The organism is Lutibacter sp. (genome assembly GCF_016342705.1).
Classification (GTDB): domain Bacteria; phylum Bacteroidota; class Bacteroidia; order Flavobacteriales; family Flavobacteriaceae; genus Lutibacter.
Genome location: NZ_JAEINV010000002.1, coordinates 252925 through 265601, shown reverse-complemented (window position 1 = coordinate 265601; position 12677 = coordinate 252925). Strand labels below are relative to the sequence as shown.

Annotated in this window: 11 protein-coding genes; 4 read left to right on the top strand and 7 right to left on the bottom strand. The window is 29.2% G+C overall.

Annotated elements, in window-relative coordinates; genetic code table 11:
* Positions 1-10 precede the first annotated feature (10 nt).
* Entirely contained in the window at positions 11-1309 is a 1299-nt protein-coding gene (locus tag JEY78_RS03150) for a DUF4270 family protein (RefSeq protein ID WP_291846692.1), read from the bottom strand.
* Between the two features lie 238 nt (positions 1310-1547).
* Here JEY78_RS03150 and JEY78_RS03145 point away from each other — a divergent pair, with 238 nt between their 5' ends.
* The 4 genes from JEY78_RS03145 (at position 1548) to JEY78_RS03130 (ending at position 5331) form a co-directional block, all read left to right on the top strand.
* Positions 1548-2423, top strand: coding sequence for a DUF6268 family outer membrane beta-barrel protein (locus JEY78_RS03145; RefSeq protein WP_291846691.1), 876 nt, complete (start codon positions 1548-1550; stop codon positions 2421-2423).
* A 12-nt stretch (positions 2424-2435) separates the two neighbouring features.
* Complete coding sequence (locus JEY78_RS03140; protein ID WP_291846689.1) at positions 2436-3425, top strand: kelch repeat-containing protein; 990 nt, start codon at positions 2436-2438, stop codon at positions 3423-3425.
* A gap of 161 nt (positions 3426-3586) precedes the next feature.
* Complete coding sequence (locus tag JEY78_RS03135; RefSeq protein ID WP_291846688.1) at positions 3587-4618, top strand: sensor histidine kinase; 1032 nt, start codon at positions 3587-3589, stop codon at positions 4616-4618.
* On the top strand, positions 4615-5331 hold the full coding sequence (locus JEY78_RS03130; RefSeq protein ID WP_291846687.1) for a LytTR family DNA-binding domain-containing protein: 717 nt from the start codon (positions 4615-4617) through the stop codon (positions 5329-5331). The genes JEY78_RS03135 and JEY78_RS03130 overlap by 4 nt, the downstream gene beginning before the upstream one ends.
* Positions 5332-5369: 38 nt before the next feature.
* Here the strand turns inward: JEY78_RS03130 and JEY78_RS03125 are convergent, their stop codons facing one another.
* The 6 genes from JEY78_RS03125 to ileS form a co-directional block, all read right to left on the bottom strand.
* On the bottom strand, positions 5370-5666 hold the full coding sequence (locus JEY78_RS03125; protein WP_291846686.1) for a hypothetical protein: 297 nt from the start codon (positions 5664-5666) through the stop codon (positions 5370-5372).
* Between the two features lie 9 nt (positions 5667-5675).
* The gene (gene cydB / locus JEY78_RS03120) at positions 5676-6749 is read right to left on the bottom strand and encodes a cytochrome d ubiquinol oxidase subunit II (RefSeq protein WP_291846685.1); all 1074 of its coding nucleotides are present in this window, start codon (positions 6747-6749) and stop codon (positions 5676-5678) included.
* A 3-nt stretch (positions 6750-6752) separates the two neighbouring features.
* A complete protein-coding gene (locus JEY78_RS03115) occupies positions 6753-8084 on the bottom strand; it encodes a cytochrome ubiquinol oxidase subunit I (protein ID WP_291846684.1) in 1332 nt (443 codons plus the stop codon).
* A gap of 123 nt (positions 8085-8207) precedes the next feature.
* Entirely contained in the window at positions 8208-8810 is a 603-nt protein-coding gene (locus JEY78_RS03110; protein WP_291846815.1) for a lipoprotein signal peptidase, read from the bottom strand.
* A 75-nt stretch (positions 8811-8885) separates the two neighbouring features.
* Positions 8886-9263 carry a TraR/DksA C4-type zinc finger protein gene (locus tag JEY78_RS03105; RefSeq protein WP_291846683.1) on the bottom strand — a complete coding sequence of 126 codons (378 nt, stop codon included), beginning with the start codon at positions 9261-9263 and terminating at the stop codon, positions 8886-8888.
* Between the two features lie 3 nt (positions 9264-9266).
* The gene (ileS, locus tag JEY78_RS03100; RefSeq protein ID WP_291846681.1) at positions 9267-12674 is read right to left on the bottom strand and encodes an isoleucine--tRNA ligase; all 3408 of its coding nucleotides are present in this window, start codon (positions 12672-12674) and stop codon (positions 9267-9269) included.
* Positions 12675-12677: the final 3 nt, after the last annotated feature.

Below are 12677 nucleotides of genomic sequence, written 5' to 3'. Positions count from 1 at the left end.
ATCTTAATAATTAGTACAGTAAATAGGTTAGGGTGAGTTTCATTTTATTATCAGTACTAGCTGAGTCATAAATTTTTATTTTATTCGTGCTATTATTGTTATTTGGAAATTGAAAAAGTAACGAATAGTTTAAGTTGTATGAACTTGTTTGAATTAATTCAATAAAATATGTAATGTCTGCAGAGTAATAATTTTTAGAGTTAAACTCTGTGTTTTCAGTATTGTATTTTGCATAAACCGTATCGCCATTAAAATCTATTAATTGTTGAACGAGTCTATTTTTTTTATCAACAATATATACTGCCAGTGAATCAGCTCCAATTGAATTTGATTCATAACTTTTAATTTCAGGATATAATTTTAAGGTTGCGCCAATTGTTGTTCCGTTTTGTTCAAGTTCATTTAAATTTTTAATGTACGGAATGCTTACACGCATATTTAATGCTGATCCAGATTGGATATATGCAAAATTGTTGGTGTTGCTAGTTTCAAGAATATCGTCATAGGTTTTAAGTGAATTTAAGAGAGTGGAAGACCTATTGCTTGTAATGTTGTTAAAATTTTTGTTGTAACTCTCTATTGTAAAATCTTTAGTATAATCGTTGTCATCATTATCACTATCTTTTAAGGTATAATACATTCTTAATACCGATGAGGTTCTACTAAAACCTAAAACCACATTGTTATCTGTGTCAGGAATAATAGTTAATCCTTTAAAAATTTGATATAAATCATCGTAATTATTTACATCATTATCTTGAAGTTTATTAAAAAGATTACTTCCAAAACTGTCATTTAATGGAATGTATATAGAGTCTTTTTTATTTGGAAAAGGAGTAAAAGACAATTCACCTAAAGAGGTGTCGCTAAATTTTAAAGTAGAGGTGTTGTAAAAAGTGTCATCATCATCATTGGGTTCAAAATTCTCAATAATTTCGTGTACTTTAAATGTTTGCACTTTTGTGGTATCTCCATAATAATACCTATCATAGTATAAAATTACTCCAATAGAATCAAAGGTATCGTCGCTATCAATATCATAGCTAGAAGTTAACAAATTAAAATATGTTTGACTTGTTAAGTTACCAAACTCTTCATCTTGCAATGCGCCAATTAATAGTCTGGTCGCATTGGTTGTAGAAACAGAATCTAAAAGAACGGTTGAAGTTACTAAAGATAGTGTATCGGTTAAAATTACTCTTGTATCAATATCTAAAAAATCTTCACCTACAGTATATGTTGATGAATCTTCACTGCAAGAAAAAAGAGCTGTTAAGCAAGTAAATATTAGGATAAAACGGGTTCTCATTACTATAATTTTTGGTAAATGTATTTTAACCGATTAGTTTATACCTACTAAAATAGATGAAGGCCCAAATAACCTCGATAAAAACGTTAACAAAATGTTAAATAACTGTAAATCAAGCTATTTTGTAGTTAGTAGTGGTTAAGTATGTTTAAGTAGATAAAAAAGGCTATTTGGTCTATTTTAGGGTTTAAAGCTCGGTTTTACTAAATATTTTTGAGCCATAGTTATGAATTTAAATATGCGTTTTAAAATAGTATTGCTTTCAGTTTTTATTGGGTTTAATTCAATTATAGCACAAGACAATAATGTATCTGCAGGTGTTGATTTTAGCTTTGTTCCAGAACATTCAAATTCTGTTGGTTTTCAAAATAAAGTTGTTTCAATAAACTTTCCAGTAAAAATTAAAAGTGGTTTATTATTAAATAGTTTACAATTTTCTAATTATCAAATGAATTATGATTCTGACCTAAAAATGAATACATCATTTATAGATGAAGACACTTTTAAAACAATTAGTTATTCAATGAGCTACATAAATTCAATAAATAACAATTGGAGTTATTTAGTTGAAGTCAAACCAGTGCTTTCTTCAAATTTTGCAACGGATATAACCAGTAATGATTTTTTATTAAATGGTGGAATTATTTTAACTAAAAAATATGAAAGTAGCAGTTTTCAACTTGGAGCAATAAAAAATTCAAGTTATGGGTTTAATTCGATAATTCCAGTAATAGCATTTAATGGTAATTTAAGTGATAAGGTTTCTTATACGTTAGGAATCCCAATTACAGAATTAACCTACAAGGTAAACCAAACAAACACCTTTAAGACATATATAAAACCAAATGGATTTTATGCAAATATTGGAAACGAAGCTTTTGAAGATACTACTAGTATAGCTGAAAAAGCTAGATTTCAATCAATAGTTTCAGGAATTAATTTTTCTCATAGTATTGATGATAATTGGAAAATTGGATTAGATGTTGGGTATCAGATTTCGTCAACATATGAATTATTAGATAAAAATAAGAATAGTGTATATGAGTTTCAAACAAAAAACAACGTTAATGTTGGTGTAAGTTTAAAGTTCAATTTGTTAAATAATAAAAATTAAAAAAAGTAAATTATGAATTTAAAAAGAATGAATTTGAAATATTTGGCTATACTTTTAGCTTTGGTAAGTGTAGCTTGTTCAAATGATGATGATACCGTTGAATATGGAAATTGGGTAGAAAGTTCTTCATTTGATGGTGTTGCAAGAGGAAACTCCGTTTCATTTGTTATTGGAGATAAAGGATATTTAATAGCAGGTTATGATGGAGATGATTATTTAAGTGACCTATGGGAATATAACAAAGATGGAGATTATTGGGTTAAAAAAGCAGATTTTCCTGGTGTGGCAAGAAGCGGTGCTGTTGGTTTTGAATTAAACGGTAAAGGATATTTTGGAACAGGATATGATGGAAGTAACAAATTAAATGATTTTTGGATGTATGATCCAGCAACAGATACTTGGGCTCAAAAAGCCGATTTTATTGGGTCTGCAAGATACGGAGCCGTTGGATTTTCGGTAAGTAATAAAGGATATATAGGAACAGGTTATGATGGTAGCGAATTAAAAGATTTTTATGAGTACAATGATGTAAGTAATACTTGGACACAATCTGTTGGTTTTGGTGGTAATAAAAGAAAAGATGCACTTGTATTTGTTATTGATAACAAGGCTTATTTAGGAACAGGTTTAAGAAATGGAGCTTATGAAAATGATTTTTATGTATTTGATGGAAATTCTCAAGTTTGGACTAGATTAACAGATTTAGATGATGATGATTCAGATTATTCTGTGCTTTTATCTGGTGGAGTTGCTTTTACTTTAAATGGTTTAGGATATATAACAACAGGAGAATCATCAGGAGTTTCATCAAATTTATGGGTGTATGATCCATCTACAGATACTTGGGATGAAGATCCTAATTTTGAGGGAACAGCAAGACAAGATGCCGTTTCTTTTAGTTTCTCAGACAAAGCCTTCGTTTTAATGGGTAGAAGTGGAAGTTATTATTTTGATGACAATTGGGAATATAGACCTTTGGAAGAATCTGACACAGATGATTAAAAAATTGAGTTAAATTAATGTTTGGTTAAATTGAATAGGAGTTGCATTTAAAATATGTGCAACTCCTTTATTCAAATAAAAGCATAAAGAAGAATTGTAAATTAATTAATAATATAAAGTAAATTTGTAATTAAAATTTCACAACATAAAAAATTGTTTTCTTGAAAATTAAATTCAAAAATATAAATCCTGTAATTATCCATTTTTTATGTTGGGTGATACTTATTTTAATTAATTTATTAACTTTTTATAACAGATTTCAAGATTTTCCACACGAGTATCAATTTTATTTTAGAATATCATTAGATGTCTTATTATTCTATTTAAATTATACTTTACTTGTTCCAAAACTTTTATTAAATAGAAAAATTGTGCTATATATTTTAGTATCTTTTTCATTTATACTTTTTTATAGCTATTTAAATAACCAAGTTTCTCCACCACCTCATTTAAAAGAAATGGTGCCTCAAATGCAGGGTTTTAAACCTAACGAACGAATTTTTAGAGGAGTTCAAATATTGGTTGCGGTATTGCTATTTGCAGTTGGAGCAAGTGTTAAATTAGTAACCGAATGGTATAAAAACGAAAAGGTAAAAGCACTCATTGAAACTCAAAAAATTAATACAGAACTTTCATTTTTAAAAACTCAGTTAAATCCTCATTTTCTTTTTAATTCATTAAATAGTATTTATTCATTAGCCAATAAAAAATCTGACGCTACAACTGACGCTATTGTAACACTTTCTGAATTAATGCGGTACATGCTTTATGAAACAGATAAAGAATATGTATTATTAAAAAAAGAAATAGAGTATATTAAAAACTACATTTCACTTCAAAATCTTAGATTGAAAGATTCTAGTGGTGTGAGATTTAATGTACATGGAAATCTAAAGCATTATATTGAGCCCTTGCTGTTAATTTCATTTATTGAAAACGCCTTTAAATACGGAACAGATTATACTGGTAAAACTAATATTAATATTCAAATTTCTATTGAAGAAAATAATCTTATTTTAAATATAAAAAATTATATTTCTGTAAAAGAAAAACAAAAAAACAACTCTGGAATAGGGTTGCAAAATGTAAAAAGTAGGTTAAACTTATTGTATCCAAACGCACATGTTTTAACTATAAATCAATCAGAAAATGAATACAGTGTTGAATTAGTGCTAAATTTAAAAAAACAATGAGATGTTTAATTATTGATGATGAACCTTTAGCTATTGAATTGTTAGAAGATTTTGTATCTAAAGTTCCTTTTTTAACTTTGGTGGCAAGTTGCTCTAATGGAATTGAAGCAATTTCAATTATAAAATCGAACACTATTGATTTAATTTTTACAGATATTGAAATGCCAGATTTTTCAGGTATAGAATTCATAAAGTCGTTAGATGTTAAACCGCTATTTGTCTTCACAACAGCATATTCGCATTATGCAATTGAAGGCTTTAACTTAAATGCCGTAGATTATTTAGTAAAGCCAATTCCATTTCATCGATTTTTAACCGCTGTAAACAGAGCTCAAGAAATTTTCTCGTTAAAAAATAATAATACTAAAACACCAATTCAACCTTTAATTCAGCAAGAGCAAAGTAATTTTATATTTGTAAAATCTGATTATGAAAACGTTAAAATTAATATAGAAGACATTAAGTATATTGAAGGATTAAAAGATTATATTAAAATATTTTCTACTTCACATAAACCAATTTTAACGTTAAGTAGTTTTAAAAAAATTGAAGAAAAATTACCAACAAATATCTTTGTTAGGGTGCATAGATCTTACATAGTTTCGTTAAAATATATTCATTCTGTACAACGAAATAGAATAATAATTGACCAAGTTAGAATTCCTATTGGTAATAATTATAAAAACGAATTTATTAAAAAAATAGGAGGGTAAATCCTAATTTTAATAATGCTTTTTTCTTCAGTTAATTATTATTTATTCATTAATAATTGTAGCTTTTTTATTAAAATTACAGCAACAACACCCCCTAAAAAAGCTACCATTAAATTTAGAAAAAGCAATTCAAAATTTATGCTTTCTAACTGTACTATTGATACGGGATCAAAACCTAATCTTCCAAATAATTTAATAAAAAAGATACTTCCAAAAACACCTACAATGGTATTTCCAACAATACCAAATGAATATTTTTTAAAAATAAAACCAGTTGTATTTGCTCCAATTATTCCTGTTAAAACACTTAATAATGAAATTAAAGTTGCAGTCATAATGCGTAATTAATGTCCGTAATCCATCTCATCAATTTTTCCTTTTAAAAGTCTTTTTTGAATTAAAAAATAAATTAAAAGTAAAATTAGACCTATAATTCCCCAATTAAAAGCAACTGATAACCCATATTCAGAAGCTGAGGTATTATATATTGTTAACGATTCATTTATTGAATTTGTTGAAGGTAATATAATTGGAAACAATGAAGCTAAAGAAGATGTTATACCACCAATTATTAATAAAGTTGAGAGTATAAAACTATAACTATCTTTTTTTATTTTCTTAATAAAAAACAGTCCAAATAAGCCTGTAAAATAAATAATGGGAAAAATTAATAAATATGGTTTTTCAATAAAATTATTTAATGAATCAGGATTTACAATTTGCCAAACTACTAATGAAAATATTGTTAATATAAACAACACAATATTCAAATTAAAAATAACGGTTATTAATTTTTTATTGATGGAAGAATTTGTTTTTAATCGGATCCAAGTTGCTCCATGGATTGCTAAAGTTACCGCAGAAATTACTCCAATAATAATTGTAAACCAGTCAATTACACCTGGGTGCTCAGTTAACGGGCTAAAACTACTATCCCATAAAGGAAGAAAAAAGTAATGTCCTTCATAAGCAGATATTCCATTTTCTACGCCACCTAAATTTACGCCTCTCACAATATTTCCTAAAGCAATTCCAAAAAATAGCGCCAATAACAAACTGGAAACTCCAAAGGCTGTATCCCAAATTGTGTACCACATTGTATTGTTAAATTGACTTCTAAATTCTAAACCAATAGCTCTAAACACAATTAACCATAATACAATAATTAGCGGAAGGTAAAAGCCACTGAAAACAGCAGCGTAAAATGTGGGAAATGCCATAAAAAGCATTCCGCCACCAGCTACTAACCAAACTTCGTTAGAGTCCCAAAATAATCCTGCAGCTTTTGCAATAACCTTTTTATCTTTTTCTTCTTTAGCGAAAAATAAATGAATAATACCTGTGCCAAAATCATAACCATCTAAAACAAAGAAAATGGCCAATACAAGCGCTATAATAATAAACCAAAATAGTTCCATAATTTAATGTTTTAAAGGTTTAGGGCCTTGATAAATAGTTTTACCAACTAATATTAAAAATAACAATCCAAGTAGCATATATAAGCCCACAAAACCTAAGAGTGTGAACAATGTATTTCCTGAAGAAACCGTTGGTGAAATACCTTCGCTTGTTTTTAATAAACCGTAAACTAAATAGGGTTGCCTACCTAATTCTGCAACATACCAGCCAGTAAGATTTGCGATGTAAGGAAATGGGACTAAAAACATAATTGCCCAAAGCAGTGGCTTCATTGTATATAGTTTTTTTCTCCATAAAAAGAAGATGGCTAATAACATAACACCTATAAATATAGTTCCTAAACCAACCATAATATGGTATGAATAATACAAGGCAGGAATATTATCTGGTAATTCTTCTTTTTTAAATTTATCCATTCCAGCAATTTGCTTATTCCAATCCTGATAGGTTAAAAAGCTTAAAATATTTGGAACAGCAATTTTATTATCTAATTTTTTTTCAACCATATTTGGTTGTCCTATTAAAACAATTTCAGCTCCTGCGTTTTCAGTTTCAAAAATACCTTCCATGGCGGCAAAACTTGCAGGTTGATATTTGGCTACATTTTTGGCATTCCAGTCGCCAGTTGGAAAAGCAACTAATAAACTTGCTATTAAGCCAAATATGACACCAGTTTTTAAAAATAGTTTGCCGTGTTCTAAATTTTTATTCCTTAAAATATAAAATGCACCAATACTAGCTACCACAAAAGAAGAGGTAACAACAGATGCAAATTGATTGTGTAAAAAAGCAGGTAAAAGCCAAGGATTACTAAATAATGCTGAGAAATTTTGGAGGACAAATTTTCCGTTTTCTAAAATTTCATGTCCCACAGGATGTTGCATCCAAGCGTTTGTAGCTAAAATAAACCATCCGCTTGCCCAAGATCCTAAAAAGACTAAAAAGCCGGTTAATAAATGTAATTTTTGACCCATTAATTTTTCTCCAAAAATAAAAAGGGCTAAGAATGAAGATTCTAAAAAGAAAGAAAACAAGCCTTCCATAGCTAAAGTTTGCCCAATTATTCCACCAGTAAGCTCAGAAAACTTTGCCCAATTTGTTCCGAATTGAAACTCCATTGGAATTCCGGTTACAACACCCATTGTAAAATTAATGGCAAATATTTTCATGAAAAATATTGCAGCATCATTATATTTTTGAATGTTGGTTCTTAAAAATTTCCATTTAAAATAAACTATCATTAAAGAGAGTCCCATTGTTAATTGTGGAAATATGTAGTGAAATGTGATAGTAAATGCAAACTGCAATCTATCATAGAAAATCAGATCTTCCATTTTTTAGATTTTGAATAAAATTAAAGGTGTTTTGTTGGTAAAAATACAAATTATTGCACCACTCTATGTAAGTAGTATTACTTAAAGAGAGTATTTATTTAACTATTTTCTTTCTGAAAGAAATTAGTCAATATCTTTAGGAAATGCCTTTTTATTAAAAATAATTAAAAGACCTACAGCTATAGAAATTGCGGCATCTGCAACATTAAAAATTGCATTAAAAAATGTAAAAGGTTTACCGCCCCAAAAAGGTAGCCAACTAGGTAAATCCCCACTCCATATTGGGAAATATAACATATCTACAACTTTACCATAAAACAATTCACCGTATGGTTTTTCTGCAAAAAGTGTTGCTGTAGCATTTGCTGGGGTGTCAAATATAACACCATAAAAAACAGAGTCAATAATGTTTCCCATGGCACCAGCAAAAATTAATGAAATAGCAACTATTAAAATAGTATGTGCATTATTTTTAATTGAACTATATAACCAATACCCAATACCGCCAATAGCGAACAACCTGAAAATTGTTAAAAATAATTTACCTGCTTTACCTCCAAATTCTGCTCCCCAAGCCATTCCATTGTTTTCAATAAAATGAATTCTAAACCAGTCAAAAACAACAACATCTTCTCCATATAAGAAATTTGTTTTGATATAAATTTTACTTATTTGATCAATTAATAAAACAGTGATTATTATAAATAAGGCTTTTTTCAAGGTAATAAGTGGTATTGTATGGTTTATAAATAATGAAGCCTCCTAATTAAGGAAGCTTCCTATTTAAAATATAAAATTATTTTATTGTTGCATGTTTTTAGCTTCAATACTTAAGGTTGCATGAGGCACTAATTTTAATCGCTCTTTTGCAATTAATTTACCAGTAACTCTGCAAATTCCATAGGTTTTGTTTTCAATTCTTACTAAAGCATTTTTTAAATCTCTAATAAATTTTTCTTGACGAATGGCTAAGGCAACATTTGCTTCTTTAGACATAGTTTCTGACCCTTCCTCAAAAGCTTTAAAAGTTGGAGAAGTATCATCAGTTCCATTATTAGAATCATTTTTAAATGAACTTTTAATCAAATCTAAATCCTCCATGGCATAATCAATTTTCTTCTGAATTAATTCTTTAAATTCCGCAAGATCATTATCTGAGTATCTATTATTTTCATCCATAACTTACATTTTTTCAATTAATATTTTTGTATTTACATCGTCAAAAGCAATTTCTATACCTTTTTCTAAATATTCAATAAAAATTAGTTCTTTTGTTAATGTTTCTGTTTTAATATATTGTTCATTTGCTAAAACAGATTGCTCTAATATATCATTTTTTTGAATAACTAATTTAATTTTATCATTAACTTCTAAACCACTTTCTTTACGTAAATTTTGCACCCTGTTAATTAATTCTCTTGCATTTCCTTCTTTACGTAATTCATCTGAAATTGTAACATCTAAAGCTACTGTTAAATTCCCTTGATTTGCTACTAGCCAACCTTCAATATCTTGTGATGTAATTTCAACTTCATCTAGTGTTAAATTTACAATATTTCCGTTTATGTTTAAAGAAATTTCTCCTTGTTTTTCAACAATTGCAATATCTTTTTGAGTTAATTTTTGAATTGCTTCTCCAACAAATCTCATATCCTTCCCAAACTTAGGTCCAAGTACTTTAAAGTTTGGCTTTATGTTTTTCACTAATATTCCAGAAGCATCATCAATTAACTCAATTTCCTTCACATTTACTTCTGATTTTATTAAATTTTCAACAGCTAAAATTTCTTCTCTATCATTTTCATCCAACACAGGAATCATAATTCGCTGTAATGGCTGACGCACTTTTATCATTTCTTTTTTACGTAATGATAATACCATAGAAGATATTTTTTGTGCTTGTTGCATTTTATGCTCTAACTTGCTATCGACTATACTTTCATCATATTTTGGAAATTCTCCCAAATGTATTGATTCAAAATTTTCTTTGCCAGTTGTGCTTGTTAAATCTTTGTAAAGATTATCCATGAAAAATGGCGCAATTGGCGAACTTAATTTAGCAACAGTTACCAAACAAGTATATAAGGTTTGATATGCAGAAATTTTATCTTGACCATATTCACCTTTCCAAAAACGTCTTCTACTTAAACGTACAAACCAGTTGCTTAAATTTTCACCAACATATTCTTGTATTGCTCTTGCTGCTTTAGTTGGTTCGTAATCTTCATAAAAACTTTCAACATTTTTCACTAAAGTATTTAATTCAGATAAAATCCAACGATCAATTTCTGGTCTTTCATTTAATGGAATTTCATCTTCCGCATATGTAAAACTATCTAAATTAGCGTATAATGCAAAGAAAGAATAAGTGTTGTATAGTGTTCCAAAGAATTTTCTTCTCACTTCATCAATTCCTTCAATATCAAATTTTAAATTATCCCAAGGGTTTGCATTTGAAATCATGTACCAACGTGTAGCATCTGCTCCGTATTTATCCATTGTTTCAAATGGATCTACAGCGTTTCCTAAACGTTTAGACATTTTTTTACCGTCCTTATCTAAAACCAATCCGTTAGAAACTACATTTTTATAGGCCACAGAATCAAAAACCATGGTTCCAATTGCGTGTAAGGTATAAAACCAACCACGAGTTTGATCTACTCCTTCAGCAATAAAATCGGCTGGGAAGAATTTTTTCTCATCGATCAATTTTTTATTTTCAAACGGATAATGCCACTGTGCATAAGGCATAGAACCAGAATCAAACCAAACATCAATTAAATCGCTTTCGCGTTTCATTGGTTGTCCTTTTGGCGAAACCAACACCACTTTATCAACTACGTTTTTATGAAGATCTATTTTATCATAGTTTTCTTCACTCATATTTCCAACTTCAAAATCGGCAAAAATATCAGCTTTCATAAAACCAGCATCTACTGATTTTTTCATTTCAGCTTTTAATTCTTCAACGGAACCAATAATAATTTCTTCCGTTCCATCTTCCGTTCTCCAAATAGGTAGTGGAATTCCCCAATAACGAGATCGAGATAAATTCCAGTCGTTTGCATTTTTTAACCAGTTCCCAAAACGACCTTCTCCGGTAGATTTTGGTTTCCAGTTAATAGTATTGTTTAAATCAAACATTCTATCGCGTTTCTCGGTTACTTTAATAAACCAAGAATCTAACGGATAATATAAAACCGGTTTATCAGTTCTCCAACAATGTGGGTAACTGTGACGGTATTTTTCTACGTGAAAAGCTTTATTTTCTTCTTTTAATTTGATTGAAATTTCAACATCTAAAGAACGTTCTGGAGCTTCACCTTCATCGTAATATTCATTTTTCACATACTTTCCAGCAAATTCACCCATATGTTTGGTGAATCTTCCTTGTAAATCTACTAAAGGAACTGGATTTCCATTATCATCTAACACCAACATTGGCGGAATTTCAGGACTTGCTTGTTTTGCAACTAGAGCATCATCTGCTCCAAAAGTTGGTGCAGTGTGTACAATTCCTGTTCCGTCTTCTGTAGTTACAAAATCACCTGCAATTACTCTAAATGCATTTTCTGGGTTTTTATAAGGAAGTGTGTATGGTAATAATTGTTCGTACTTAGCTTCTAATATATCTGCTCCTTTAAATTCTTGAACTACAATAAAAGGAATTTTTTTATCGTCTTGTTTGTAATCTGAAAGTTGCGCTTCGTTTTCAACAGCAAAAAACTTTCCAGTAAATTGTTTTCCAACTAAATTCTTCGCTAAAATTACATTTATAGGATCAAAAGTATATTGGTTGAAAGATTTTACCAACACGTAATCTATCTTTTTACCAACTGTTAATGCTGTGTTTGAAGGCAAAGTCCAAGGAGTTGTTGTCCAAGCTAAAAAGTGAATATCACCTTCAATTGTTTGCAATTGTTCAGGTAAGGTGTTTTTAATAGCTTTAAATTGAGCAACTGCGGTTGTATCGGTTACATCTTGGTATGTTCCTGGTTGGTTTAATTCGTGAGAACTTAAACCTGTACCAGCCTTTGGAGAATATGGTTGAATTGTATATCCCTTGTAAATTAAGTCTTTTTTATACATTTCGGCCAATAACCACCAAACGGTTTCCATATATTTTGGCTTGTAAGTTACATATGGATCTTCCATATCTACCCAATAACCAACACGCTTCGTAAGATCATTCCAAACATCGGTATAACGCATTACTGCTTTTTTACAAGCTTCGTTATATTCTTCAACAGTTATTTTTACACCAATATCTTCTTTGGTTATACCTAATTCTTTTTCAACGCCTAATTCAATAGGTAAACCATGAGTATCCCAACCTGCTTTACGCTTCACTTGGAAACCTTGTAATGTTTTATATCTACAAAAAATATCTTTAATAGCTCTCGCCATTACGTGGTGAATACCCGGTAAACCATTTGCTGAAGGTGGCCCTTCAAAAAATATGTAAGGCTTATTTTCATTTCTTGTTGTAATACTTTTTTCGAAAATATTTTCTTTTTCCCAAAATGCCAAAGTTTCATCTGCTACATTTGTGAGGCTCAAACCCTTATATTCTCTAAACTTTTTACTCATTTT